Source organism: Rhodococcus sp. BE178 (genome assembly GCF_050433545.1).
Lineage (GTDB): Bacteria > Actinomycetota > Actinomycetes > Mycobacteriales > Mycobacteriaceae > Prescottella.
Genome location: NZ_JBNPXA010000015.1, coordinates 64,191 through 89,564, shown reverse-complemented (window position 1 = coordinate 89,564; position 25,374 = coordinate 64,191). Strand labels below are relative to the sequence as shown.

Sequence of the window (25,374 nt, the reverse complement as noted above, 5' to 3'; positions counted from 1 at the left end):
TGGCCGCCGTCAGAAAACCGATTCAGATGCCCCGAGCGGCGCAAATGAGACACGCGCCACATTTGGGACGGTCTGCGATCGAGGCCGCCACTGCCCCGGCCGACGCCGCAACTCCGGGCGCACGCCCGCCCCCGAACTATTCCGACCAGCATCGATGGCGCGAAGTTCACCATGCGCACACTCGGCGGTCCGTCGCGAATTTCCGGCCGTCGGAATTCCACCGAAAACGACACCACGTCGTAGCGTGGCGTTCATCACGTAGACAAGCGCGGCGCGACAGTGTGAATGTTCCTGTCGCGCTGCGCTTCTGCCACGAAACGTCAGATGCCGTCCGGTCCGTTTTCGAGCAGACGGCGGAATCCTGCCTCGTCGAGGATCGGCACACCGAGTTCCTCTGCCTTGGCCGCCTTGGAACCGGGGGCGTCGCCGATCACGACGAACGCCGTCTTCTTCGACACCGAACCGGCCGCCTTGCCGCCGCGGATCAGGATCGCTTCCTTCGCCTCGTCCCGGGAGAACCCCTCGAGCGAACCGGTGACGACGATCGACAGGCCCTCGAGGCTGCGCACGATCGACTCGTCACGCTCGTCCTCCATCGACACCCCCGCCGCGCGCCATTTCTCGACGATGTCCCGGTGCCAGTCGACGGCGAACCATTCGACGACGGCCGCCGCGATGGTGCCGCCCACCCCGTCCACCGCCGCCAGTTCGTCGACACCGGCGTTCTCGATGCGCTCCAGGCTGCCGAACTCGCCCGCCAGCGCCCGCGCCGCCGTCGGGCCGACGTGCCGGATGGACAGCGCGACCAGCACGCGCCACAGCGGTTGCTGCTTGGCCGAGCCGAGGTTGTCGAGCAGGCGCCGGCCGTTCGCCGACAGCTTCCCCGCCTTGGTGCGGAACAGCGACGCCTGCATCAGGTCGTCCTCGGTGAGCGAGAACAGGTCGCCCTCGTCGCGGATGACGCCGGCCTGCAGCAGCGCCGTGGCCGCCTCGTACCCGAGGACCTCGATGTCGAACGCGCCTCGGCCCGCGACGTGGAACACGCGCTCGCGCAACTGCGCCGGGCACGACCGCTGGTTGGGGCAGCGGATGTCCGCATCGCCCTCCTTGGCCGGGGCGAGCGTCGTGCCGCACTCGGGGCACTCGGTGGGCATGACGAACTCGGTCTCGGTGCCGTCGCGCACGTCGACGACCGGGCCGAGCACCTCGGGGATCACCTCTCCGGCCTTGCGGATCACGACGGTGTCGCCGATCAGCACGCCCTTGCGCTTGACCTCGGAGCCGTTGTGCAGCGTCGCCAGCGCGACCGTCGAACCGGCCACCAGGACCGGCTCCATGTACGCGAACGGGGTGACCCGGCCGGTGCGGCCGACACTGACCCGGATGTCGAGGAGTTTGGTGGTGGCCTCCTCCGGCGGGTACTTGTACGCGACCGCCCAGCGGGGCGCGCGCGACGTGGAACCGAGGCGGCGGTGCAGGGCCATCTCGTCGACCTTGACGACCAGACCGTCGATCTCGTGCTCGACGTCGTGGCGGTGCTCGTCCCAGTACTGCACCTTCTCGACCACCGCGTCGATGCCGACCACGCGCGACGTGTGCGACGACACCGGCAGCCCCCACGCCGCGAGTGCGGTGTAGGCGTCGTACTGGCCGACCGGGTCGAAGCCCTCGGTGCGGCCGAGCCCGTGACAGATCATGCCGAGCCGGCGCCGCGCGGTGACGGCCGGATTCTTCTGCCGCAGCGAGCCGGCCGCCGAGTTGCGCGGATTCGCGAAGGGCGCCTTGCCTTCCTGGACCAGGGACGCGTTGAGGGCCGCGAAGTCCTCGAGCCGGAAGAACACCTCGCCGCGCACCTCGAGCAGCGCGGGAATCGGGTATTCGTCACTGGGCGTGAGAGTTTCGGGGATGTCGGCGATGGTGCGCGCATTGAGCGTGACGTCCTCGCCGGTGCGACCGTCACCGCGGGTGGCCGCGCGGACCAGCTTGCCGTTCTCGTACACCAGATTGAGCGCGACGCCGTCGATCTTCACCTCGCACAGGTAGTGCAGATCAGGACCGGTCTCGACTTCTACACGCCCGGCCCAGGTGCGTAGTTCGTCGTAGTCGAAGACGTTGTCGAGGCTGAGCATCCGCTCGAGATGGTCGACGGCCTTGAACTCGGTCGCGAACCCGCCGCCGACGAGCTGCGTGGGCGAGTCCGCCGTCCGCAGGTCCGGGTGGCGTTCCTCGAGCGCGTTCAGCTGCCCGAACAGTGCGTCGAACTCGCCGTCGGAGACGACCGGCGAGTCGAGCACGTAGTAGCGGAACTGGTGGTTGCGGACCACCTCGGCCAACTCCTGCCAGCGTTCGCGATCCTCGGCACTCGCAGGCTCCACCGCGGCGTCGGACGGGCTGGTCATGGCGGTAGCGGCTTCGTTCTGGTCCACCTGGGAAGGTTATCGCAGCCAGCTGACAGGTTTCGCCTCGCGACAGTGCTCCTCGAACGGGAACTCCGGTCACGCCGACAGCGCGAAAACGTGCCGCGAACTCCCGTTCAGGCCATGGCGGACGGGTCGGCACCGTCGGCGAAGGCACGGGTCAGCTCGTTCGCCGACCGCAGGGCCGTGCGGGCCCAGTCCGCGTCCGCGCCCGCCAGACCGCACGCCGGGGTCACCGTCACGCGCGACGACAGCAACTCACGCGCGAAGCCCAGGCGATCGAGCAGACGGGTCGCCGGCTCGGCCAGGTCCCGCCAGCCCGGTGTGCGTTCGGGCGCGGTGGTGGGCACCAGGCCCAGCGCCAGGTCGATTCCCGCGTCGAGCAGTTCGCCGATGCCGTCGAGGTCCGCGGTGCGCAGCGTGGTCACGTCGAGGCCCACCATCGACGCACCACTGCGATGCAGCAGACCGAGGGGGGCGTCGGCGGCGCAGCAGTGCACCAGCACGGGCGCGCCGACCCGCTCGATCGCCGACTGCAGCAGTGCCAGCGCCTCCGGTTCGGGCAGCGCACGCGGGGTCTGCAGGATCGACACCCCGGACAGCGAACCCGCGAGGACCGCGGGCAGTCCGGGCTCGTCGAACTGGACCACGACCGGTGAACCGAGGCGCCGCGCCGTGTCCGCGACATGGGCCGCGACACCCTCCGCGAGCGATTCGGTGAGATCGCGCAGCGCACCCCGATCGGTGAGCACCCGGTGCCCGGCGTGCAGTTCCAGTTGCGATGCGAGCGTCAGCGGGCCGACGGCCTGCACCTTCACCGGCTGGTCGGTGCCCCGGCGTCCCGCCAGCTCCCACGCCTCCTCGAGGGCATCGAGGTCGCGGGCCAGCAGGTCGCGGGCGGTGCGGGTGGCCGCGCCGACCCGTTGCGTGAGGCGGTAGCCGGTCGTGGAGGTGTCGAGCGGCATGTCGATCAGCAGCGCCGCGGCCCGGCCGATCATGTCGGCCCCGATGCCGCGGGCCGGAAGTTCCACCAGGTGCGGCAGGGCGGGCAGTTCGCCGACGACGATCTCGGCGGCCGCCCGCGGATCGGTCCCGGGCCAGGAGCCGACGCCCGTCGCGACGCCGACGGGAACGCGGGCGCCCGTCACGGACGGTCCGCGGAGGTTCCCGAGATGGTGCCGCTGCCGATGACCACGTCCCCGTCCTCGTCCGGGTGGTACAGGACCACGGCCTGCCCCTTCGCGACACCGGTGAGCGGTTCCGACAACTGCACCGAGATCCCGCCGTCGACTTCCTCGGCCACCGCGCGGGCGGTGCCACCGTGGGCACGCACCTGAACGACGCACTCGATCGGACCCTCGGGCGCCTGCCCGGACGTCCAGATCGCGCGCTCGGCGGAGATGGTCCACACCTTGAGCCGCTCGGCCGAACCGACCCGGACCGTACCGGTTTCGGGCTCGATCGACGTCACGTAGCGGGGCTGACCGTCCGCGGCCGGGCCCTGCACACCGAGCCCCTTGCGCTGACCGATGGTGAACCCGTGGACGCCGTCGTGCTCGGCGAGGACCTCACCGGAGTCGGCGTCGACGACCGCGCCGGGACGGATCCCGATCTTGGCGCCGAGGAACGCGCGGGTGTCACCGGACGGGATGAAGCAGATGTCGTGGCTGTCGGGCTTGTTCGCCACGGCGAGGCCGCGCTCGGCGGCCTCCTCGCGGATCTGCTCCTTGGGGGTGTCACCGACCGGGAACATGGCCCGCGACAACTGCTCCGAGGTGAGCACCGCGAGCACGTAGGACTGGTCCTTGTCGGCGTCGACGGCGCGGCGCAGGACGCCGTCCTCGAGCCGCGCGTAGTGACCGGTCGCGACGGCGTCGAAGCCCAGCGCGATCGCGCGGTCCGCGAGCGCCGCGAACTTGATCTTCTCGTTGCATCGCAGGCACGGGTTGGGGGTCTCCCCCGCCGCGTACGCCTCCACGAAGTCGTCGATCACGTCTTCCTTGAAGCGGTCCGCGAAATCCCAGACGTAGAAAGGGATTCCGAGCACATCCGCCGCACGCTTGGCGTCGCCCGCGTCCTCCTTGGAGCAGCAGCCACGCGACCCGGTCCGCAGTGTGCCCGGCGCCGTCGACAGTGCGAGGTGAACACCGACCACGTCGTGGCCGGCCGCCACCGCACGGGCCGCCGCGACCGCGGAGTCCACGCCGCCGCTCATCGCTGCCAGAACTCGCATCTACCGATTCCCTCCGTGTGTTCCCCGAGCGCCGGCACTCGCCAGTCCGGCGGCGCGGGCACGCTCGATCACCTGCGGCAGCGCCGACAGCAACGCCTCGACGTCCCGCTCGGTCGACGTGTGCCCCAACGAGAATCGCAGTGATCCACGCGCGAGGACGGGGTCGACGCCCATCGCGGTCAGTACGTGACTCGCGCTCGCGACGCCGGCCGTGCACGCCGAACCCGTGGAGCACTCGACGCCGGCGACGTCGAGCAGCATCAGCAGCGAGTCGCCCTCACAGCCGGGAAAAGTGAAGTGCGCGTTACCCGGAAGCCGCGCGGCACCGGTGGCGCCGTTGAGGATCGCATCGGGGACCGCGCGCCGGACGCCGTCGATCAGGCTGTCCCGCAGGGCCGCCAGCTCGGCGCCGCGCACGTCCATGTCGGCGGTCGTGATCTGCAGCGCGGACGCCAGTCCGACGATCGACGCGGTGTCCTGGGTTCCGGAGCGCAGGTCGCGCTCGTGCCCGCCGCCGTGCAGCAGCGGCACACACGACACCTGCCGGCCCAGCAGCAGGGCGCCGACGCCCTGGGGGCCGCCGAACTTGTGCCCGGCGATGCTCAGCGCCGACAGGCCGCTCGCTGCGAAGTCGACCGGCAGATGCGCCGCCGCCTGCACCGCGTCGCTGTGGATCGGGACGCCGAACTCTGCGGCGACGGCCGCGATCTGCGCGATCGGGTTGATCGTGCCGATCTCGTTGTTGGCCCACATGACGGTGACGAGGGCCGTCTCGTCGGCGTGCACCGACAGGTCGGCCCGCACGACGTCGGGGTCGACGGCACCGTCCGCGTCCACGGGCAGCCACGTCACGTGGGCTCCCTCGTGGGCCACGAGCCACTCGACGGCGTCCAACACGGCGTGGTGCTCGACGGCACTGGCGAGGATGCGGGTGCGTTTGGGGTCGGCGTCGCGGCGGGCCCAGTAGATGCCCTTGACGGCGAGGTTGTCGCTCTCGGTACCACCGGAGGTGAAGATCACCTCGGACGGCCGGGCCCCGAGGCAGGCGGCGATGGACTCGCGGGACTCCTCGATCCGGCGCCGGGCCGACCGACCCGATCCGTGCAGTGACGAGGCGTTACCCACCGTGGCGAAGACCTCGGTCATCGCCTCGATCGTTGCCGGATACATGGGTGTGGTCGCGGCGTGGTCGAGGTAGACCGCTGAGCTGGTGGCAGACGAGATCATGACTCGACAAGGATAGCCGTTCACCCGGACCCGTCACGCCGCGGAGACCCCCGTCACGCAGCACGTGCGCGACGACGACCTTCCAGACGCGCAAGGATGCGGTCCGCGCCCACCGCAGCGCCGCGGCGGACCTCGCATTCACACCGCTCGGCCAGCTCCCGACGGTCGCGGCCCGGGGCCTGCAGCGCCCCCAGCGTCACCCGGGCCCGCAGGCCGCGACTCCTGAGCACCCGGCGCATCGAGGCTCCGATCGAGTCGTCGCCCACGAAGCACGGCCCGGTCGTGTGCGCCCCCGCCGCGTCGACATACTCCACCAGCACCGGCTGGACGGGCCGCTGCGCGTCGACCGCGGCCTGGAACAACGCCGGCCGGAACCGACCGAACGCCCGACCACACCACGTGGTCCCCTCCGGAAAGACGATCACCGTGTCCCCCGCGAGCAGCCGATCCCGCGCGGTGGCGACCGTGTCCGGCAGGCCGCGCAGGTTGCCCCGCTCGATGGGGATCACCCCGGCCCGCCGGGCCACGCCACCGAGCAGCGGCCAGGTCAGCAGGTCGGCGCGGGCGACGAACCGACCCGGCAGCACCGCCGCGAGCACCAGGACGTCGAGCCACGAGACGTGCCCGGCCACCACGAGCGTCCCGCCGGGCACTCGGGCCGGCGACGCGGACACGTCGATCCGGATACCGATGCCGCGCAGTGCTGTTCGCGCGAACATTCGATGGCATGCCACCCGCGGCTGCCGCGGGAGCAGTCGCACGATCGGCAGCAGCACCGACGCCGACGCCACCGCCACCAGCGCGATCCAGCGGCCGCACGCGACCGCGACCGGGACCCGCTCGGGGCGCCGCGGCAGGCAGCCGTCGCCGCACGGGCTCGTCGGTAGCCACGAATGACTCATGCCGCGGCCTCGATCACCGCCGACGCGCGCCGCAACCGCTCGAGGTAGCGGGTGTCGGCGTCGTGCAGGCTCTGCAGGGCCACGAAGTCGGCGACACCGAAGTCCGGGTCGTGCGCGGGTTCGCCGCAGATCTTCGCGCCCAGCCGCAGGTAGCCACGCAGCAGCGGCGGCACCGACGGCCGCAGCGGCGCGGCGATGTCGTCGAGGGGACGGCCGTCCACCCGGACCGGACGCAGCGGTCGCGCCCACGTCGACGGATCGGCGGCGTGGCGGCTCAGCAGGAAATCGCGCACGCCGCGCACGTTCGCACCGGCAACCGCGTCGGGGCGGTCCTGCATCGGCACCGACACACAGCCCATGACGGTGTCGTGGCCGGTGAGCTGCAGGTAGTGCAGGATCCCCGCCCACATCAGTGCCAGGACCGAGCCCGAGCGGTGGTCGACGTCCACACAGGCCCGTCCCATCTCGACGACCCGCCGTCTCGCGGGGTCGAGCGCCGACAGGTCGAACTCGGTCGCGGTGTAGTAGCCCCCGGCCGCGACCGCGGCGTCGGGCGGCAGCATCCGATAGCAGCCGACGAAGTCACCGGAGACGTTGTCGCGGACGAGGAGATGGTCACAGAAGTCGTCGAACCGATCGGCGTCGATCCGCTCGGCAGACGGGGGGAGGACGAAGCCGGGTTCGGCGGCGAACACGCGGTAGCGCAGGCGCTGCGCCGCCTCACGATGCTCGCGGTCGGAGGAGACGAGGAGGGAGTAGCGGGATCTGGTGGTCCCTGAAGTCACGGGCGCGGTGTAGACGGTCTCGACGAGTGGCGAAGTTGTCATGCCAGAGGTCTATCGAGCCCGTCCGGCGACGAGGCATCAGCCGCATGTCGACGGGATGCCGGTTCGGTGAACGTCACTGCCGCGCGCGAATTGACGCCCCGCGCGCACGATTGCACGCGCGGGAGACGAATTCGCGCGCGCGGCGGCTGTGGACAACGTCGGAGTTGTCCACAGCAGCGCGAACAGGCGTCGCGCATCGCATCTGCGACGTCGAAGATCGAGGCCATGACCGAGCCTGCACCTCGAACACTGAGACGACGCGATGCGCTCTCCCGAGGCTTCACCGACGCCGAGATCCGCACGCTCTGCCGAAACGGAGGTCTGCGCAGGCTCCGTCCGGGCACATACCTGAGCGCAGTAGCCGATGCCTCGATGGACCCCGCGCAGCGACACCGCGAACTGATCCGGGCGACGCTACCGGGACTGAATCCCGACGCCGTCGTCAGTCACCAGTCCGTCGCGGTGACCGAGGACGGTCATTGTGGGACATCCCACTCGACCGCGCACACGTCACGCGGAACCGGACGGGAGGTGGACGGCGCACCCGGCACCTGCACTCGCACAGCGCACCCCTCCTCGACGGGGACGTGATCGTGCGCGACGGCATCCAGCTGACGTCCGTCGTACGCACCGTTGCAGACCTGTGCCGAACGGAATCGTTCGAAGCTGCGGTCGTCGTGGGCGATTCGGCGCTGCGCTCGGCGGCCGAGAGCCCCGGCGCGGTGGCCGCAGCGCTCTACAGGTGTCCCTCCTCGACCCCGACGGTCTGCTGATCGGACGCGTCGACTTCCTGTTCGCCGCCGCAGGCGTGGTGGGCGAGTTCGATGGGAAGGTGAAGTACGGCAAGTACCTTCGCCCAGGCCAGGATGCCGGCGATGCCGTGTTCGCAGAAAAGCAACGTGAGGACAGGATCCGCGACGCCGGCTGGGAGGTCGCGCGGTGGACGTGGCGAGACCTCGACCGTCCGGACGTGATCGGAGCGAGAGTTCGTCGATCGATGCAGCGGCGCGACGACCGGCCCCGCCCCCTGGGCGCGGTGCTGCGCGCGAATTGACGCCCCGCGCGCACGATTGCGCGCGCGGGAGACGAATCCGCGCGCAGCGGGAAGTGGACGGGCACAACACAAAACCCCCGCCACCGGAACCGGTGACGGGGGCGTGCGAGCCTGGGACCGGGATCAGCCCTTGTGAGCCTTGACAGCCTCGGTGAGCTGCGGTGCGACGTTGAACAGGTCGCCGACGACGCCGAAGTCCGCGATCTCGAAGATCGGGGCCTCTTCGTCCTTGTTGACCGCGACGATGGTCTTCGAGGTCTGCATGCCGGCGCGGTGCTGGATGGCACCGGAGATGCCGAGCGCGATGTACAGCTGCGGCGAGACCGTCTTACCGGTCTGACCGACCTGGAACTGGCCCGGGTAGTAGCCGGAGTCGACGGCGGCGCGCGATGCACCGACGGCGGCACCGAGTGAATCGGCGAGCTCCTCGACGACCGAGAACTTGTCGGCGCTGCCGACGCCACGGCCACCGGAGACGACGACCGACGCCTCGGTGAGCTCCGGACGATCGCCACCGACGATCGGGGCACGCGAGACGACCTTGACGGCGCTCTCGTCCTGAGCCGGAACCTCGACGACGACCTGCTCGCCGGCAGCAGCCTGCGGCTGGGCCTCGACGGCACCCGGGCGGACCGAGATGACCGGAACCTCGCCGTTGGCCTTGGCCTCGACGGTGAACGCGCCACCGAAGATCGAGTGGACGGCGCTGCCGTCGGCCTTGACCTCGACGACGTCGGACAGCAGGCCGGAGCCGATGCGAGCTGCCAGGCGACCGGCAACTTCCTTGCCCTCGGTGCTGGCGGCGGTGACGACGGCGGCCGGGCCGGCGGTCTCGACCAGGCCGGCGAGGACGTCGACCTTGGGGGTCACGAGGTAGCCGTCGATGTCGTCGGACTCGGCGACGTAGATCTTCGCGGCACCGGCGGCAGCCAGCGCGTCGGCCAGCTTCGCGGCGGTACCGGCCGGGCCGGTGACGACGGCAGCCGGCTCACCGAGAGCGCGGGCGGCCGTGATGAGCTCGGTGCTGACCTTCTTGAGTGCACCCTCGGCGTGCTCGACGAGCACGAGTACTTCTGCCATTGCTTACTTCTCCCTGTCTTCTCTGCTGGTCTCGAGGGGGCGCGATCAGATGATCTTCTGGCCCACGAGGTACGCGGCGATCTTGGAGCCGCCGTCGCCCTCGTCGGCGACGCGCTCACCAGCGGTACGCGGGGGCTTGGGGGTGGATGCGGTGACGGTGGTGCCGGCGTTGGCGACGCCCACGGTCTCCGGATCGACGCCGAGGTCGGCCAGGGTGAGGACCTGAACTTCCTTCTTCTTCGCGGCCATGATGCCCTTGAAGGACGGGAAGCGGGGCTCGTTGATCTTCTCGGTGACCGAGACGATGGCCGGCAGACCGGCCTCGAGGCCGAAGACGCCCTCGTCGGTCTCGCGCTCGCCGGTGACCTTGCCGTCGGCGAGGGTCAGCTTGCGCAGCTGCGTGAGCTGCGGCAGGCCCAGGTACTCGGCGATGATGGCCGGGACGGCGCCGATGCGGCCGTCGGTGGCCTCGTTGCCGGCGATGACGAGATCGGCGGCCTCGCCGTTCTCGAAGCCGATCTGGCCGAGGGCCGCGGCGAGGGTCCAGCCGGTCTGGACGGCGTCGGAGCCGTGCAGGGCGGGATCGTTGACGTGGACGGCCTTGTCGGCGCCCATCGACAGAGCCTTGCGGATGGCGTCGGTGGCACGGTCCGGTCCGGCGCACAGCACGGTGACCTCGCCGCCCTGGGCCTCCTTGATGAGGAGAGCTTCTTCCACTGCGCGCTCGTTGATCTCGTCGAGCACGGCGTCGGCGGCCTCGCGGTCAAGCGTGAAGTCGCCGTCGGAGAGCTTGCGCTCGGACCACGTGTCGGGGACCTGCTTGATCAAAACGACGATGTTCGTCATGGGTCTTCGTCGACCTCCTGTGTCTATCTACCTGATGATCGCGAGCGGCTCCGCGAGATGCCGAGCTCTCGTAAGTAATTTCGTTGCACGTTGGCTGTGCGACAGATTACCCCACGTTAAGTTACCCACGGGTAACTTAGGCGAAATCCGGTCTCACCATAACCGCCTACCGGGCGTTTCATGCGTGTGATGTGGACCACCCCGACCGCCGTCGACACCGCGGGCACTAACCTCGCTGGGGTGAGCGAATCCACAGTTGGTTCCACCGCCGAGTCCCTCGACACCACGACGCCGTCCCCCGACGACGCCGCGACGCTGCCGTTGACCGGCGAGCGGACCGTGCCCGGAATCCCCGAGGAGAACTACTGGTTCCGGCGCCACGAGGTGGTCTACCGCGACCTGCTCCCCCGCTGCACCGGCCGCACCGTCCTGGAGGCCGGATCCGGAGAAGGCTACGGCGCCAACATGATTGCCGACGTCGCGAGCAAGGTCACCGGGCTCGACTACGACATCTCCGCCGTCGAACACGTCCGTGCCCGGTACCCCCGGGTGGAGATGCTGCACGGCAACCTCGCGGAGCTTCCGCTCGCGGACGGTTCCGTCGACACGGTCGTGAACTTTCAGGTGATCGAGCACCTGTGGGACCAGGCGCAGTTCCTGCGCGAGTGCCACCGTGTCCTGACGCCGGGCGGCGAGCTGCTCGTCAGCACGCCCAACCGGATCACGTTCTCCCCCGGCCGGGACACCCCCCTCAACCCGTTCCACACGCGTGAACTCAACGCCGCCGAGCTCACCGAACTGCTCGTCGAGGCCGGCTTCCGGGTGGCGGTCATGACCGGCGTCCACCACGCCGCGCGTCTGCGCGCGCTCGACACCAAGCACGGCGGCTCGTTCATCGACGCCCAGATCGACCGCGCCCTGGCCGGCGAGCCGTGGCCCGAGGATCTCACCCGGGACGTCGAGGGCATCGACGTCGACGACTTCGAACTCCGCGAAGCCGACATCGACGACAGCCTCGACCTCGTCGCCATCGCGATCAAGGATCCTGTGGCATGACCGACACTCAGGGGGGTCGGGCCGCCGAGGCCCGAGAGCCGGGCATGTTCTGCCTGGTACTGCACTCGCATCTGCCGTGGCTCGCGAACCACGGCCGGTGGCCGGTGGGTGAGGAGTGGCTGTACCAGTCGTGGGCGGCGACGTACCTGCCGGTGACGGCCGTGTTGCGCCGGCTCGCCGCGGAGGGCCGCTCACGGCTGCTGACGCTCGGCATCACGCCGGTGCTCGCTGCCCAACTGGACGACCCGCACTGCCTCGACGGCATGCACCACTGGCTCGGCAACTGGCAGATCCGCGCGCACGAGGCGGCGGGGATGCCGTCGGCGTCACACAAGGAACTCGGTGCGCGCGAGCACCGCGCGTCCGCCACGGCGCTCGCGGACTTCGAAACCCGTTGGCGCCACGGCGGATCCGCGGTGATCCGCGAACTGATCGACGCCGAGGCGATCGAACTGCTCGGCGGCCCGCTGGCCCATCCGTTCCAGCCGTTGCTCGATCCCCGCCTGCGCGCGTTCTCGCTCGCGGAGGGCCTCGCGGACGCGAAGGCCCGCTGGGACCACACACCGTCCGGCATCTGGGCGCCCGAGTGCGGCTACACGCCGGGCATGGAAATCGGTTACGCAGCCGCGGGCGTGTCGCACTTCATGGTCGACGGCCCCGCGCTGCGCGGCGACACGTCGGAGGGTCGGCCGGTGTGGGACTCCGACGTCGTCGCGTTCGGCCGCGACCTCGAGGTCAGCTACCGCGTGTGGTCCCCCAAGACCGGGTACCCGGGCCACGCCGCCTACCGCGACTTCCACACGTACGACCACGACACCGGGCTCAAGCCCGCGCGCGTCACCGGGCGCAGTGTGCCGTCCGAGCAGAAGGCCCCGTACGACCCGGACCTGGCCGCCGCGGCGATCGACAAGCACGTCGAGGACTTCGTCGAGACGGTCCGACGACGACTCCGCAGCGAGTCCGAGCGCATCGGCAGGGACGCACTGGTCGTCGCCGCGTTCGACACCGAACTCTTCGGGCACTGGTGGTTCGAGGGCCCGCAGTGGCTCGAGAAGGTGCTGCGCGCGCTGCCCGAGGCCGGGATCGACGTCGGCACCCTCGCCGATGCACGCGCCCGTGGCTACGTCGGCGCACCCGTGGAACTGCAGGACTCGTCGTGGGGTTCGGGCAAGGACTGGCGGGTGTGGGCCGGCGACCAGGTTTCCGACCTGGTCCAGCTCAACGCGGAGGTCGTGCAGACCGCACTCGACACCATCGACAAGTCGCGCGATGCGAATCCGGGCAGACCGGAACTTCGCAATCGGGTCCACGACCAGATGTTGCGTGAGACGCTGATGGCGGTCTCGAGCGACTGGGCGTTCATGGTCAGCAAGGACTCGGCAGCCGGGTACGCGCGGGATCGGGCCCACAAGCACGCCCACGCGCTGCGGGAAATCGCCGACGCGGTCGCGTCCGGCCGGGACGACGTCGCACGCCGTCTCGCGGACGGATGGAACGCCGCCGACGGCCTGTTCCCCGCCCTCGACGCGCGGCGCCTGCCCGGTCCGCTGACTGATACAGCCGCATTCGCTGGGAGCGTGTGATGAAGATTCTGATCGTGTCGTGGGAGTACCCGCCGGTCGTGGTCGGCGGGTTGGGACGGCACGTCCATCACCTCGCGACCGAACTGGCCGCCGCCGGCCACGAGGTGGTGGTGCTGTCGCGGCGGCCGTCGGGCACCGATCCGACGACGCACCCGACCGTCACGGAGATCTCCGAGGGCGTTCTGGTGGTCGCGGTCGCCGAGGATCCGCCGCACTTCATCTTCGGTGAGGACATGCTGGCGTGGACGCTCGCGATGGGCCACGCGATGGTCCGCGCCGGGGTCGCGCTGTCGAAGGGCGGCATCGGTGAGGGCTGGCAGCCCGACGTCGTCCACGCCCACGACTGGCTGGTGGCGCATCCGGCGATCGCCCTCGCCGAGTTCTACGACGTCCCGCTGGTCTCGACGCTGCACGCGTCGGAGGCAGGCCGGCACAGCGGCTGGATCTCGGGGCGGATCAACCGTCAGGTCCACTCGGTGGAGTGGTGGCTGGCGAACGAGTCGGACTCGATCATCACGTGCTCGGCGTCCATGGAGGACGAGGTCACTCAGCTGTACGGACCCGAACTGCCGCCGATCACGGTGATCCGCAACGGCATCGATGTCACCACGTGGAGCTACCGCCCGCGCGCACCGCGGTCGGGGCCGGCGACGCTGCTGTACGTCGGACGGCTCGAGTACGAGAAGGGCGTGCAGGACACGATCGCCGCACTCCCCCGAATCCGGCGCAGCCACCCGGGCACGACGCTGGCCGTCGCGGGCGAGGGGACCCAGTTCGAGTGGCTGCAGCAGCAGGCCCGCACGCACCGAGTGGCACGTTCGGTGACGTTCCTCGGCAACCTCGACCACGAGGAGCTGTTGAGCTGGCTGCACGGCGCCGACGCGATCGTGCTCCCCAGCCGGTACGAGCCGTTCGGGATCATCGCCCTCGAGGCGGCCGCCGCGGGCACACCGCTGATCACCTCGACCGCGGGCGGGCTCGGCGAGGCCGTCGTGGACGGCGTGACCGGACTGTCGTTCGAGCCGGGGGACGTGGACGGACTGACCTCCGCGGCCCGCGAGGTGCTCGACGATCCCGCCGCCGCTCAGACGCGGGCGCGGGCGGCTCGCGAGCGGCTGACCGCCGACTTCGACTGGCGCAAGGTCGCCGAGGAGACGGTCCAGGTGTACTCGGCGGCCAAGCGCCGCGTGCGGCATCCTTTGGCACGCCCCGAGATTCCCGAGCGCCCGCTACCCGGTCGGTAGCGGGCCGCCCGGCCCACGCCCGAGCCCACTCACTGTGAGGCGCCGGCGCCGTTCCCGTTGACGGCGGCGGCGCCGTTCATGGTCTTCTTGCGGGCGATGTCCTCGAGCGCGGCGATGTACTTCGCCCGCTCCGCGGCGCCGGCCTCCCAGTCGACGCGACGGTTCTTGACCGCCTTGGCGGGCGAGCCGACGGCGATGCTGAAGTCGGGGATCTCGCCCTTGACGACGGCGTGCGCGCCCAGCACGCAGCCGCGGCCGACGCGCGTGTTCCGCAGGACCGTGACCTTCGCGGCGATCCACGTGTCCGGTCCGATGCGCACCGGTCCCTTGACGATGCCCTGATCCTTGATCGGGACGTTCACGTCGTCCGTCCGGTGGTCGAAGTCGCAGATGTAGCACCAGTCCGCGACGAGGGTCGACGCACCGATCTCGATGTCGAGGTACGTGTTGACGACGTTGTCCTTGCCGAAGACGACCTTGTCGCCGATCCGCAGGGATCCCTCGTGGCAGCGCAGGGCGTTGCCGTCACCGATGTGCACCCACTTGCCGATCTCCAGGCGGGAGAGTCCCGGCGTCGAGTGGATCTCCACGTTCTTGCCGAGGAACACCATGCCGCGCGTGATGATGTGTGGGTTGGCGAGTTTGAACTTCGCCAGACGGTAGTAGCGAACCAGGTACCACGGTGTGTACGCCTTGTTCGCGATGACCCACTTCAGCGAGGCCGGCGTCAGGAAACGTGCCTGCTCACTGTCCCGACGTCGGGATCCACGCCACCTCGAGCGCAACGGTGCGCCCCACATGCTCGTCATGACACGTAAGCCTACGGACCGCCACTGTGCGCCCCGTCACGTGCCCCGTCCGGTCAGAGGGCGGCGTGCCTGCTCACGCTGTGGCCGCCCCACGAGTGACCACTCCAGCGCGGCTTGACCCACACCTGACGCCGCCGGGTGCGCCGACGACGCGACGCCCGGACCCAGTCGTCGTCGTGCGCGACCGCATACGCCACCAGCGCCCCACCGAGTGCGGTGACGAGCATCGCGACCACCGACGCCATCACCAACCCGATCGCGCCGGCGATGCCGGCGACGAGCATCGAGGTGACGACACGGCCCGCGGACGGCGATCCGAGGAGGTGGTTGTCGATATCGGAGACCCCAGGACCGGGGTCGACTGTGACCGCTTCGGATTCTGTCCGCGTTCCCGGCTGCATGGATCTATTAGACACAATTCCTCGCCGCGTGTCGCAGCGGATTTCGATAAACGATCGGCAACGATAGTTTCCCCGACGAATTACATCCGTGGCGTTCACGCCAACAGGACAATTCAGTCGGGATCAGCCACACAGTGCGGTCTCGACCGAGACGTACGGCAACGCGTGCGCCAGCGCCACCGGCGCGTGCGTCACCTGACCCGACCAGGCATTCAATCCCATCGCCAGCGCAGGGTCGGCGCGCATCGCCCCACGCCAACCCTTTTCCGCGATCACCGAGACAAACGGCAACGTAACGTTTACCAACGCGCGGGTGGACGTATGGGGAACAATGCTCGGCATATTGGGAACCGCATAAATAATAGAATTGTGAACCATATAGGTGGGTTGGTCGTGGGTCGTGGGACGCGAATCCTCGAAGCACCCGCCCTGATCGATCGCGATGTCCACCAGCACACTGCCCGGCAGCATCCGGGACACCTGCTCGGACGAGACCAACCGCGGCGCGCGGGCACCGTGCACCAGCACGGCGCCGATCACCAGATCCGCGTCGACCAGCGTCCGCTCGAGTTCCGTCCGGGTCGACACGACGGTCGAGATACGGGCCCCGAAGCGGGCGTGCAGCGCGCGTAGGCGCTCGACGTCGCGGTCGAACACGGTCACCCGTGCGCCCATCCCCACCGCGACCGCCGTGGCGTGGGTCCCGGCGCTCCCGGCGCCGATGACCACGACACCGGCGGGTGGAACGCCGGGCACCCCGCCGAGCAGGATGCCGCGTCCGCAGCCGCCCGCGGTGGATTGCAGCGCGTGCGCCCCGACCTGCGTGGCGAGGCGGCCGGCAACCTCGCTCATCGGCGCCAGCAGCGGGAGCGAGCCGTCGGCGCGTTCGACCGTCTCGTACGCGATCGCGGTGACGCCACTCGACAGCAACGCCTCGGTGCACTCGAGCGACGCCGCGAGATGCAGGTAGGTGAACAGCACCTGCCCCCGTCGCATCAGTTCGAACTCCGGCGCGAGCGGCTCCTTGACCTTCACGATCAGGTCGGCCTCGGCCCAGACGTCTTCGGCGTGATCGACGATCCGGGCCCCCGCGGCGACGAACTCACCGTCGGACATCGACGAACCGTCGCCCGCCCCACGCTCGACGACGACGTCGTGTCCCTGCGCACGCAGTTCGGTGACCGAGAGCGGGGTCAACGCGACCCGCAGCTCACCGCTCTTGATCTCCTTCGGCACACCAATTCTCATGATGCCTCCTCCGCGCGGACCTGCCGGGTCACGGAACTGCCGGGTCCCGACGCGCTGCGGATCGGGCGGGATCGAAGCGCGGATCGGGGACCTTCATCGAGGGTCCCACGAAATGCGCCGGGGCGGTTCGGCGACCGCACATCGCAGCCGGGATAATCTCTGGTCCGAGCAGATCCCTACCCAAGGAGATGTAATGCGGCGTGCCCTACGGTCGTCGGCGGCGGCGCTGACGGCGATCTCGGCCCTCCTCCTCGCAGGATGCGGCGGGGATTCCGGCACCGCGGACGTCTTCGGTGCGGGCGGATGGCCGGGAATGCACGCCGATGCGCGGAGCAGCAACACGAGCCCGGTGACGGGATCCCGGTCGCTCGACTTCCAGTGGTCCCGCCCGATCGGCGGCCCCACCCCCACGAACGCCTCGGTGGCGGCGAACGGACAGGTCTTCCTCACCGCACGCACCGACGAGGGCTGCAACCTCCTCTCGTTCCAGATCGACACCGGCCGCAAGCGCTGGTGCACCCGGATCGGCCCGGGCGCCGCGACCTCGACTCCCGTGGTGGACGCCGCCACCAACATCTACATCGGCGACGAGGGCGCGATGAGCTCGTTCAACGAGCGCGGCCAGTTGCGCTGGCGTACACCTGTGTCCGGCACTCCGCGGTCCGCCCAGTTCACCAGCGACGGCAACCTGCTGTTCATCACGCAGCTCGGCCAGATCAACGTCCTCGATCCGCAGACCGGCTTCAAGGTGGCGCCGTCGTACGACCTGATCCCGCCGGCGTCGTACACGCAGGGTGTGAATGTCGAGCCCGTTCCGAACGACCAGGGCCTCGACGGGTGCCTCGCCGGCGGGCAACAGTGCCCGGTCGCGAACACGCCGGCGATCGATCTGGACAACGGTCGCTTCGTGTTCACATTCTGGCGCCCCTTCGCCCCACAGGCCGACCTGGTCGCGATGCGCTACACCGGAGGTGACGATCCGAGGATCGTCGAGGACTGGTCGACCGGCACGCTGCCGGGCGGCCCCGCCGGCGGCCCGAACCTGTCCGCGGACGGAAAGACCGTGTACACCAACGACAATGCCGGGCACCTGTGGGCCGTCGACGCCGAGACCGGTGAACCGCGGTGGAGCTACGACGTCGGCTACCCGACCCTGGGCACCCCGTCCACGTCCGCCGGCGGACTGATCATTCCCGCCGGCGCGGAGAAGGGTCGGCTGCTGGCGCTGCGCGATCGCGGCGACCACGCCGAACTGGTGTGGGAGCGAGCCGATCTGCTGCAGCTCGGCGTGCCCGCGCAGACCGCCGGCACCACCGGATACACCGTCGTCCGGGACGGCGACGCCGGACTCGCACTGCTGACATTCGACACCGAGACCGGCGAAACGCTCGACCAGGACCCCCTGCCCGGGGCCACCGGGTTCACCGTCGGTACCTCGATCGGACCGGACGGCGAGGTGCTCACCCCGACCCTGATCGGGGAACTGTTCGTCCTGAAGTAGGCGTCAGTCCCGCGCGGCACACACGAAAGCGACGGGCGTCCGGCCGATCCTGGTGAGTACCACCGACATCGGCGTGGTGCCGCGCAGTTTCAGGCGCGGCCGCAGCACCGCCGGATCGATGTCGAGACCACGGACCAGGATCTCCGCCGACCCGCAGTCGCGCGCGGCCAGTTCCTGCCGCAGCGCCTTCTCGGTGTACTTGAGCCGCGCCAGTACCCGGAAACCGCGCACGCCGTCGGGCACGCTGTCGCCGGTGAGGTAGGCGATCCGCGGGTCCAGCTGCCACAACCCGTGCCGGGCCGCGTAGTGGCGCACCAGGCCGGACCGCACGACGGCTCCGTCCGGGTCGATGATCCACTCCCCCGGTTCGCGCTCCGGGATGTCGTCGGGCTCGGCGTCGGTGATCTCCCAGGCCGTCCCGTCCGAACGCAGCACGCTCGCCCGGCGCCGCACGCCTGGGCCTGCCAGCCCCGGCGACCACAGGCACGCCTCGCGCACCCCGCCGTCGAGCGAGACCACCTCCACCTCGCCGTCCCAGTCGAGCCGGTCGAAGTCGAGGCCCGGGGCGCACTTCACCGCGAGATCACGCCCGGCGTAGACGTCGAGCAGGTCCGGCAGCGGCGGCATCAGGGCCGCCGGGTCGTGTGTGCGCCTACCGCCGGAACGTCGTGCGGGGTCGGCGATCACGACGGTGTCGCGGGTACAGGGTCGTAGCGCGTCGGCGCGCACGAGCGTCGCGCCGGGAACGTTGTGGGCCGCCATCGCCAACCGGACGGGGTCGAGATCGCTGCCGATCACGGTGTCCGCCAGCGGAACCAGCGCCGAAAGCTCGGCACCGATCGAGCAGGTGACGTCGTGGACGCGGCGGCCCGCGAGCCGGACGCCGCGGTGCCGCGCCACCACGATCGGCGTCGCCTGCTGCAACGCGTCGTCGGTGAACAGCCAGGACCCGGCACCGTCCAGCTTGGCCTGCGCCTTGCGCCGCAGCAGCACCGTCTCGATCAGCAGTGCCGCGCGGTCACCGAAACGCGCACGCGCCCGGCCGATGTCGGCCAGTCGCGTACGCGTCGACAGCTCCGATTCCGCCGTCTCCGCCAGCGCCGCGATGCCGTCCGCGCTGCGCAGGTATCCGACGTCGTCGGTCGTGAAGTCGTATCCCAAAGCTCGTTCGGCTCAGTTCAGTCGGTGGCGCCCGGCTTCACGCCGGTGATCATCACGTTGTAGAAGAAATTGCGCGGAACCACGTGCTGGAGCACCTTGTCGTCCAGCCAGCTCAGCGACTTGAAACCACCGAACGCGAACCTGGCCCAGCCCCAGCCCAGCTTCTCCGGCGGCACGGCGGCCTCGAAGGTGCGGACCGGCCAGCCGAGCAGCGCGGCGGCGAACTCCTCCGTCTTGGCCTTCACCTCGACGGCGCCGGCCGACTTCGCGATGTTCTCGAGGTCGGTGGGATCGAACGTGTGCAGGTCGACGACGGCCTCGAGCGCGGCGGCACGGGACGACTCGTCGAGCTCGGCCTGCGGACGACGCCAGTCGGACAGGAACGGCAGCTTGGTGACGTTCGTGGTCGCAGCCCACGTCGCGCGCCCGAGCCAGCGGGCGTAGAAGTTGCCGATGGTGCTGGGCTCGCCGGCGAAGACGAACCGGCCGCCCGGCTTGAGCACGCGCAGCACCTCGCGCAGCGACTGCTCGACGTCCGGGATGTGGTGCAGGACCGCATGGCCGACGACGAGGTCGAAGGTGTCGTCCTCGTACGGGATGGTCTCCGCATCGGCGACGCGGCCGTCGACGGGCAGCCCGAGGTGCTCCGCGTTGCGCATCGCGACCTTGACCATGCCCGGGGACAGGTCGGTGACCGAACCGGTCTTCGCGACGCCACCCTGCATGAGGTTGAGCAGGAAGAAGCCCGTTCCGCAGCCCAGTTCCAGCGCCCGCTCGTACGGCAGCGGCTGATCGCCCGCGACGGCGTCGAACCGGCCCCGCGCGTACTCGATGCAACGCTCGTCGTACGAGATGGACCACTTGTCGTCGTAGGTCTCCGCTTCCCAATCGTGGTACAGGACCTGGGCGAGCTTCGTGTCCTTCAACGCAGCCTCGACCTCTTCGGCGGTTGCGTGCGGGTTCGGCGCGGGATCGATCCCGTCGTTCGGGCTAGCAGTCATGCAGCGAATCCTACCCAATGGTAAGGAATGAACAAGTTCTAGTTTTGGGCCTCGGGGGGCCCGATTTGCGCACTTGCCGCGGTTCCGGACGACCGGAAACGCCGACAAGTGCGCAAATCGCGGTGAGCTCTACTTGCCGGTGAACTTCGCCTTGCCGGGGCCGTTCTCGACGAACGACTCCATGCCGATGGTGCGGTCCGCGGTCGCGAACAGCGACGCGAACAGGTGCTGCTCGATCTTCAGGCCGGTCGCCAGGTCGGTGTCGAGGCCCTGATCGATCGCGGCCTTCGCGGCGGCGATCGCGCGGCTCGCGGCGCCGGTGAACTGCGACGCCCACTTGCGGGCGGCGTTGTACACCTCGTCGGGAGCGACCATCTCGTCGATCAGGCCGATCTGCAGGGCCTCCTCGGCGCCGACGAAGCGGCCCGTGAACACCATGTCCTTGGCCTTCGCCGGGCCCACCAGGCGGGCGAGGCGCTGCGTGCCGCCACCGCCGGGGATGACGCCCAGCAGGATCTCCGGGACACCGAGCTTGACGTTGTCGCCGGCGATGCGACGATCCGCACCCAGCGCGACCTCGAGGCCGCCGCCCAGCGCGTAGCCGGTGATGGCGGCGACGGTCGGCTTCGGGATGTCGGCGATCGCACCGAGCGCCGACTGCAGGTCGGCGATGATCTCGCTCATCTGCACGAAGTCGAGCTCCGCCATCTCCTTGATGTCGGCGCCCGCGGCGAACACCTTCTCGCCGCCGTAGACGACGACAGCCTTGACCTCCGGATCGACGGTGGCCTGCCGGGCCGCGGCCCGAATCTCTTCCTGCACCTGACGGTTCAGCGCGTTCATCGGGGGGCGCGCCAGACGGATCGTGCCGATACCTTCGGAAACCTCGAGGGTCACAAACTCAGCCATGTGACTGAGGCTACTGGTCGGCGCCCCAGGGCAACGCCCCGGTGTCGTAGTACCCCTCGTCGCCGGGGAAGGCCACCCGCGGCTTGCCGTCCACGAAGCTCAGCTCGGGCAGGATCGGCGAGATCTCCGGCTCCGCAGAAAGAATCGCGTCGACGCCGTCGAACCGGCCGAGCGCGTCGAGCTGACTCCACGTGGGCGGCAACAGGACACTGCGACGCTCACGCCAGTCGTCGACGGCCGCAGCCGGAGTCCGCCACGAGACCTCCGCGGCCTCCGACGTGTCACCGTCCGCCAACTGCCCCTCCGGGAGCACCGCGACGAAGAAGCGCGTGTCGTACCGGCGCCCCTCCTGGACGGGGGTGATCCAGTTGGCCCACGGACGCAGCAGATCCGTTCGCAGGACCAGGTTCTCGCGCGCGAGGAAGTCCGCGAACGACAGCTCCCGCGACTCGAGCTGGCGACGCGCCTGCGCGTACCCGGTGGTGTCGGCGACGACGGTGTCGACGGTGGGGCCGGCCAGCAGCACGCCGCACTCCTCGAACGTCTCACGAACCGCCGCGCACACGAGGGCCTTGGCACGGGCATCGTCGACGCCGAACCTCTCGGCCCACCACGACAGCGGCGGACCGGCCCAGCGGACGTCGGCGTCCCCGTCGGACGGATCCACGCCGCCGCCGGGAAACACCGTCATACCGCCCGCGAATGCCATCCCCGCCACACGCCGCAGCAGGAAGACCTCGACGCCCGCGTCGCCGTCGCGCACGAGCATCACGGTGGACGCGTCCTTCGGCGCCGGGACGGTGGTGGCCGGTGCGGTGGTATCCGGTGCGACGGCGCCGACGGAAGCGGCGCCCGACTCTCGAGAAGTTCCCATATCCGGAACCTACGCCCCGAGTGACGAACGCCTCACCACCGGTCCGGTCCGCGTGTCAGGCCCGGTGCAGGCCGGGATGCCGCGTGCGGCGGGCGAAGAATCGGCCGTCGACGCGGTCGAGGGTGATCGCCTGGCTGAAAGCCTCGCTCAGGTTCTCGGCCGTGATGACGTCGTCGAGCAGGCCCTGCGAGACCACGCGGCCCTCCGAGAGCAGCATCGCGTGCGTGAAGCCCGGCGGGATCTCCTCGACGTGATGGGTGATGAGCACCGTCGCCGGCGAATCCGGGTCCGCGGCCAGGTCACCGAGGCGCGCGACGAGTTCCTCACGGCCACCGAGGTCGAGGCCCGCGGCAGGCTCGTCGAGGAGCAGCAGTTCGGGGTCGGTCATGAGCGCACGAGCGATCAGCACGCGCTTGCGTTCACCCTCGGACAGCGTCCCGTAGGTGCGGGTCGCGAGATGCTCGGCGCCGAGACTCTCGAGCATCTCGACGGCCCGCTCGGTGTCCATGTCCTCGTAGCGTTCCCGCCAGCGTCCGAGCACCGAGTAACCGGCCGACACCACCAGGTCGCTCACGATCTCGTCGGCCGGAACCCGATGCGCGAGCGCCGACGACGACAGCCCGATCCGTGGCCGCAGCTCGGTGATGTCGACCTTGCCGAACGTCTCGCCGAACAGTCGGGCCACGCCGGCGGTCGGGTGGACCTCGGCGGCGGCCATGCGCAGCAGCGACGTCTTGCCGGCGCCGTTGGGGCCGAGCACGACCCACTTCTCGTCCAACTCCACTTGCCAGGAGACCGGGCCGACGAGGGTCGCTCCGCCACGGCGAATCAGGACGTCTTCGAAATCGATGAGGAGATCAGGATCTGGTTCCGACACAGCGACCATCTTCCCGTACTCGGTTGCGGCCGCATCGACTGGACCCGGACCTGCGTGTCGCCCTGGGGATCAGGGAATCGGGGCGATCACCGTCATCGAACCGGGCGCCACCTCGGTGAACCCCGCATCCCGCACCGCCACAGCGGCACCCCTGCCGACTTCGTCACACAGCGCGGCCCACGACCGCGGGTCGGCGTCCCGGACGGCACAGCGGAATCCGTCTGCCGCCCACTGCCGCACGCGGTCGACGGGCATGGCACCCGCCAGGATCATCGACGCGTGCCCCACCTGGGCGGCGGCCTTGCCGACCGTCATCTCGAGGGACGCGTCGATCCACAGCGTCGGCAGTGCCGGGTCGACCGGTCCCGGCTCGTCGTGGTCCAGGTCGGTGCCGCCGATCTGCAGCTTCTTGATCCGCGGATCGAGGTCGCCCACCCGCCCCGGGACGAGCGCGCGGGCCTGCGCGCCGTCCACGTCGACGGTGACGCCGTCGACGTCGCACGCCGCGAGCCACTGGGCTCCGCGGGCGCGGCGGGCCACCTTGCGGATGCGCGCGTCGGTCCACTCCCGGAGCGCGTGCTGCCACGGCCCCGGATCGCCGCCGGCGTCCGGCCCGACACGCTCGTCGAGACACAACGCGACCGTCGCGGAGGCGGCCGCGGCGAGCAGCGCGCTCCGCGCGGGCGGTTCGATCTTCGGGATGTGCAGCACGATCGGCATCGCCAGTACCTGAGCCGGATCGGCCGGATCCGGTCGATTACCGTATCCGGCGGCCAGCACGGCGTGGCGTGCCGCGAAACCGTCCCCGGTCAGGGTCATGCGATCGGCACGCGCCGCACGACACCGTCCACCGCGTCGGCGGCCTCGACCTCGTCGCGGGTCACGCCGAGCACGAACAGCACCGCATCGAGGAACGGATGCGACAGCGCGGTGTCCGCGACCTCGCGCAGCGCCGGCTTGGCGTTGAACGCCACACCCAGACCGGCCGCGGTCAGCATGTCGATGTCGTTGGCGCCGTCGCCGACCGCGACGGTCTGCTCCATCGGCACCCCGACCTCGGCGGCGAACTTGCGCAGCGCGACCGCCTTCGCGGCGCGGTCGACGATGTCGCCGACCACGCGCCCGGTGAGCTTGCCGTCGACGATCTCGAGGGTGTTGGCCTGGACGAAGTCGAGCTCGAGCTCGTGCGCGAGGCCCTCGATCACCTGACGGAAACCACCCGACACGACACCGCAGTGGTAGCCGAGGCGCCGCAGCGTCCGGATCGTGGTCCGCGCACCGGGCGTGAGCTGCAGATCGGCGGCGACGTCGTCGATGACCGACGCGTCGAGTCCGGCGAGGGTCGCGACGCGCTGGTGCAGGGACTCGGTGAAGTCGATCTCGCCGCGCATTGCCGACTCGGTGACCGCGCGGACCTCGTCCTCGACACCGGCCCGCGCCGCGAGCATCTCGATGACCTCACCCTGCACGAGCGTCGAGTCGACATCGAACACGATGAGCCGCTTGGCGCGCCGGGCGAGCCCGCCGCGCTCGACGGCGACGTCGACGTTCTCACCGGCCGCGACCTCGGCCAGGCCGGCACGCAGCTGCGCGTCCGCCTCGGCGCCGGTGCCCGACGCGGTAACCATCAGCTCGAGGCCGGTGACCGGATAGTCGGCGACACCACGGATGGAGTCGATATTGGCGCCCTGCCGTGCCAGCTCACGCGACAACGAACGGAACGCCCGGGCGCTGACCGGGCTGCCGAGCACGACGACCGCGTGGGTCGACACCTGACGGCTCGCCGCGTCGGCGCCGATCTCGACATCGACGTTCATGCCGACCGTGTCCATCGCCTCCTCGAGCTCCTCCTGGAGGGCTTCCGGGTCGGCGGGACACAGGACCAGCACGCCGAGCGTGAGGCGACCGCGGATCACCACCTGCTCGACATCGAGCAGGCTCACATCGTGGCGGGACAGTGCCCCGAAGAGCACCGACGTGACGCCGGGCCTGTCCGGACCTGTAACCGTCACCAGAACAGTGGCGTCTGACGCACCCACCGAGAACTCCGTTCGTTTGGGCTCGAACTACGTACAAAGAAATCCGGCCCCCATTCTGCCAAGTCGAGGTGGCGGCACGGGAAAG

Annotated in this window: 24 protein-coding genes; 6 read left to right on the top strand and 18 right to left on the bottom strand. The window is 70.2% G+C overall.

Annotated elements, in window-relative coordinates:
- Positions 1–320: 320 nt before the first annotated feature.
- The 6 genes from ligA to J2X34_RS22710 form a co-directional block, all read right to left on the bottom strand.
- A complete protein-coding gene (gene ligA, locus J2X34_RS22735) occupies positions 321–2,399 on the bottom strand; it encodes an NAD-dependent DNA ligase LigA (protein ID WP_429519889.1) in 2,079 nt (692 codons plus the stop codon).
- Positions 2,400–2,533: 134 nt separating this feature from the next.
- On the bottom strand, positions 2,534–3,565 hold the full coding sequence (locus J2X34_RS22730) for a methionine synthase (protein WP_114722529.1): 1,032 nt from the start codon (positions 3,563–3,565) through the stop codon (positions 2,534–2,536).
- Positions 3,562–4,650, bottom strand: a complete 1,089-nt coding sequence (gene mnmA / locus J2X34_RS22725) for a tRNA 2-thiouridine(34) synthase MnmA (protein WP_429519865.1) — start codon at positions 4,648–4,650, stop codon at positions 3,562–3,564. Before mnmA ends, J2X34_RS22730 begins: the two co-directional genes overlap by 4 nt.
- Positions 4,651–5,877, bottom strand: a complete 1,227-nt coding sequence (locus J2X34_RS22720; RefSeq protein ID WP_429519864.1) for a cysteine desulfurase family protein — start codon at positions 5,875–5,877, stop codon at positions 4,651–4,653. It lies immediately after the preceding gene.
- A gap of 53 nt (positions 5,878–5,930) precedes the next feature.
- Entirely contained in the window at positions 5,931–6,779 is an 849-nt protein-coding gene (locus J2X34_RS22715) for a lysophospholipid acyltransferase family protein (RefSeq protein ID WP_114722532.1), read from the bottom strand.
- Positions 6,776–7,606, bottom strand: a complete 831-nt coding sequence (locus J2X34_RS22710) for a GNAT family N-acetyltransferase (RefSeq protein WP_114722533.1) — start codon at positions 7,604–7,606, stop codon at positions 6,776–6,778. Before J2X34_RS22710 ends, J2X34_RS22715 begins: the two co-directional genes overlap by 4 nt.
- 479 nt (positions 7,607–8,085) lie before the next feature.
- Between J2X34_RS22710 and J2X34_RS22705 the strand changes: the two genes are divergently transcribed.
- A complete protein-coding gene (locus J2X34_RS22705) occupies positions 8,086–8,379 on the top strand; it encodes a hypothetical protein (RefSeq protein WP_429519863.1) in 294 nt (97 codons plus the stop codon).
- The gene (locus J2X34_RS22700) at positions 8,349–8,660 is read left to right on the top strand and encodes a hypothetical protein (protein ID WP_429519862.1); all 312 of its coding nucleotides are present in this window, start codon (positions 8,349–8,351) and stop codon (positions 8,658–8,660) included. The genes J2X34_RS22705 and J2X34_RS22700 overlap by 31 nt, the downstream gene beginning before the upstream one ends.
- A 123-nt stretch (positions 8,661–8,783) precedes the next feature.
- Here the strand turns inward: J2X34_RS22700 and J2X34_RS22695 are convergent, their stop codons facing one another.
- Together J2X34_RS22695 and J2X34_RS22690 are read right to left on the bottom strand one after the other, a co-directional pair.
- A complete protein-coding gene (locus tag J2X34_RS22695) occupies positions 8,784–9,740 on the bottom strand; it encodes an electron transfer flavoprotein subunit alpha/FixB family protein (RefSeq protein ID WP_114722535.1) in 957 nt (318 codons plus the stop codon).
- 45 nt (positions 9,741–9,785) lie between these two features.
- Entirely contained in the window at positions 9,786–10,586 is an 801-nt protein-coding gene (locus J2X34_RS22690; RefSeq protein ID WP_114722536.1) for an electron transfer flavoprotein subunit beta/FixA family protein, read from the bottom strand.
- 240 nt (positions 10,587–10,826) lie between these two features.
- Here J2X34_RS22690 and J2X34_RS22685 point away from each other — a divergent pair, with 240 nt between their 5' ends.
- From J2X34_RS22685 to J2X34_RS22675, 3 genes are read left to right on the top strand one after another with little or no spacing between them, the layout of a single operon-like run.
- Positions 10,827–11,642: a class I SAM-dependent methyltransferase gene (locus J2X34_RS22685; protein ID WP_429519861.1), complete on the top strand. Its 816-nt coding sequence runs from the start codon at positions 10,827–10,829 to the stop codon at positions 11,640–11,642.
- Positions 11,639–13,225, top strand: a complete 1,587-nt coding sequence (locus J2X34_RS22680) for a 1,4-alpha-glucan branching protein domain-containing protein (protein ID WP_429519860.1) — start codon at positions 11,639–11,641, stop codon at positions 13,223–13,225. The genes J2X34_RS22685 and J2X34_RS22680 overlap by 4 nt, the downstream gene beginning before the upstream one ends.
- Positions 13,225–14,469 carry a glycosyltransferase family 4 protein gene (locus J2X34_RS22675; protein WP_429519859.1) on the top strand — a complete coding sequence of 415 codons (1,245 nt, stop codon included), beginning with the start codon at positions 13,225–13,227 and terminating at the stop codon, positions 14,467–14,469. Before J2X34_RS22680 ends, J2X34_RS22675 begins: the two co-directional genes overlap by 1 nt.
- Positions 14,470–14,498: 29 nt before the next feature.
- Here the strand turns inward: J2X34_RS22675 and J2X34_RS22670 are convergent, their stop codons facing one another.
- The 3 genes from J2X34_RS22670 to ald all read right to left on the bottom strand — a co-directional run bounded on the left by J2X34_RS22670 (position 14,499) and on the right by ald (position 16,927).
- On the bottom strand, positions 14,499–15,278 hold the full coding sequence (locus J2X34_RS22670) for an acyltransferase (protein ID WP_429519858.1): 780 nt from the start codon (positions 15,276–15,278) through the stop codon (positions 14,499–14,501).
- 53 nt (positions 15,279–15,331) lie between these two features.
- A complete protein-coding gene (locus J2X34_RS22665) occupies positions 15,332–15,679 on the bottom strand; it encodes a hypothetical protein (protein ID WP_254622589.1) in 348 nt (115 codons plus the stop codon).
- A gap of 123 nt (positions 15,680–15,802) precedes the next feature.
- Positions 15,803–16,927 carry an alanine dehydrogenase gene (gene ald / locus J2X34_RS22660; RefSeq protein ID WP_429519857.1) on the bottom strand — a complete coding sequence of 375 codons (1,125 nt, stop codon included), beginning with the start codon at positions 16,925–16,927 and terminating at the stop codon, positions 15,803–15,805.
- A gap of 193 nt (positions 16,928–17,120) precedes the next feature.
- Between ald and J2X34_RS22655 the strand changes: the two genes are divergently transcribed.
- Positions 17,121–18,428, top strand: a complete 1,308-nt coding sequence (locus J2X34_RS22655) for a PQQ-binding-like beta-propeller repeat protein (RefSeq protein WP_429519856.1) — start codon at positions 17,121–17,123, stop codon at positions 18,426–18,428.
- 3 nt (positions 18,429–18,431) lie between these two features.
- Here J2X34_RS22655 and J2X34_RS22650 read toward each other — a convergent pair whose 3' ends face one another.
- The 7 genes from J2X34_RS22650 to serB form a co-directional block, all read right to left on the bottom strand.
- Complete coding sequence (locus J2X34_RS22650) at positions 18,432–19,589, bottom strand: THUMP-like domain-containing protein (protein WP_429519855.1); 1,158 nt, start codon at positions 19,587–19,589, stop codon at positions 18,432–18,434.
- A 17-nt stretch (positions 19,590–19,606) separates the two neighbouring features.
- On the bottom strand, positions 19,607–20,590 hold the full coding sequence (locus J2X34_RS22645; RefSeq protein ID WP_114722542.1) for a class I SAM-dependent methyltransferase: 984 nt from the start codon (positions 20,588–20,590) through the stop codon (positions 19,607–19,609).
- Positions 20,591–20,719: 129 nt separating this feature from the next.
- Complete coding sequence (locus J2X34_RS22640; protein ID WP_114722543.1) at positions 20,720–21,499, bottom strand: enoyl-CoA hydratase/isomerase family protein; 780 nt, start codon at positions 21,497–21,499, stop codon at positions 20,720–20,722.
- Between the two features lie 10 nt (positions 21,500–21,509).
- Positions 21,510–22,373 (bottom strand): NUDIX hydrolase, encoded by an 864-nt coding sequence (locus J2X34_RS22635; RefSeq protein ID WP_114722544.1) that lies wholly within the window; start codon positions 22,371–22,373, stop codon positions 21,510–21,512.
- Between the two features lie 55 nt (positions 22,374–22,428).
- Positions 22,429–23,259: an ABC transporter ATP-binding protein gene (locus J2X34_RS22630; RefSeq protein ID WP_114722545.1), complete on the bottom strand. Its 831-nt coding sequence runs from the start codon at positions 23,257–23,259 to the stop codon at positions 22,429–22,431.
- Positions 23,260–23,319: 60 nt separating this feature from the next.
- On the bottom strand, positions 23,320–24,069 hold the full coding sequence (locus J2X34_RS22625) for a peptidyl-tRNA hydrolase (RefSeq protein ID WP_429519854.1): 750 nt from the start codon (positions 24,067–24,069) through the stop codon (positions 23,320–23,322).
- Entirely contained in the window at positions 24,066–25,289 is a 1,224-nt protein-coding gene (serB, locus tag J2X34_RS22620; protein WP_429519853.1) for a phosphoserine phosphatase SerB, read from the bottom strand. The genes J2X34_RS22625 and serB overlap by 4 nt, the downstream gene beginning before the upstream one ends.
- Positions 25,290–25,374: the final 85 nt, after the last annotated feature.

Coding starts and splice junctions, on each gene's coding strand:
- ligA (WP_429519889.1), bottom strand. CDS start 2,399: ATGACCAGCCCGTCCGACGCCGCGGTGGAGCCTGCGAGTGCCGAGGAT.
- mnmA (WP_429519865.1), bottom strand. CDS start 4,650: ATGCGAGTTCTGGCAGCGATGAGCGGCGGCGTGGACTCCGCGGTCGCG.
- J2X34_RS22720 (WP_429519864.1), bottom strand. CDS start 5,877: ATGATCTCGTCTGCCACCAGCTCAGCGGTCTACCTCGACCACGCCGCG.
- J2X34_RS22715 (WP_114722532.1), bottom strand. CDS start 6,779: ATGAGTCATTCGTGGCTACCGACGAGCCCGTGCGGCGACGGCTGCCTG.
- J2X34_RS22710 (WP_114722533.1), bottom strand. CDS start 7,606: ATGACAACTTCGCCACTCGTCGAGACCGTCTACACCGCGCCCGTGACT.
- J2X34_RS22695 (WP_114722535.1), bottom strand. CDS start 9,740: ATGGCAGAAGTACTCGTGCTCGTCGAGCACGCCGAGGGTGCACTCAAG.
- J2X34_RS22690 (WP_114722536.1), bottom strand. CDS start 10,586: ATGACGAACATCGTCGTTTTGATCAAGCAGGTCCCCGACACGTGGTCC.
- J2X34_RS22680 (WP_429519860.1), top strand. CDS start 11,639: ATGACCGACACTCAGGGGGGTCGGGCCGCCGAGGCCCGAGAGCCGGGC.
- J2X34_RS22675 (WP_429519859.1), top strand. CDS start 13,225: ATGAAGATTCTGATCGTGTCGTGGGAGTACCCGCCGGTCGTGGTCGGC.
- J2X34_RS22670 (WP_429519858.1), bottom strand. CDS start 15,278: ATGACGAGCATGTGGGGCGCACCGTTGCGCTCGAGGTGGCGTGGATCC.
- J2X34_RS22665 (WP_254622589.1), bottom strand. CDS start 15,679: ATGCAGCCGGGAACGCGGACAGAATCCGAAGCGGTCACAGTCGACCCC.
- ald (WP_429519857.1), bottom strand. CDS start 16,927: ATGAGAATTGGTGTGCCGAAGGAGATCAAGAGCGGTGAGCTGCGGGTC.
- J2X34_RS22655 (WP_429519856.1), top strand. CDS start 17,121: ATGCGGCGTGCCCTACGGTCGTCGGCGGCGGCGCTGACGGCGATCTCG.
- J2X34_RS22645 (WP_114722542.1), bottom strand. CDS start 20,590: ATGACTGCTAGCCCGAACGACGGGATCGATCCCGCGCCGAACCCGCAC.
- J2X34_RS22640 (WP_114722543.1), bottom strand. CDS start 21,499: ATGGCTGAGTTTGTGACCCTCGAGGTTTCCGAAGGTATCGGCACGATC.
- J2X34_RS22635 (WP_114722544.1), bottom strand. CDS start 22,373: ATGGGAACTTCTCGAGAGTCGGGCGCCGCTTCCGTCGGCGCCGTCGCA.
- J2X34_RS22630 (WP_114722545.1), bottom strand. CDS start 23,259: ATGGTCGCTGTGTCGGAACCAGATCCTGATCTCCTCATCGATTTCGAA.
- J2X34_RS22625 (WP_429519854.1), bottom strand. CDS start 24,069: ATGACCCTGACCGGGGACGGTTTCGCGGCACGCCACGCCGTGCTGGCC.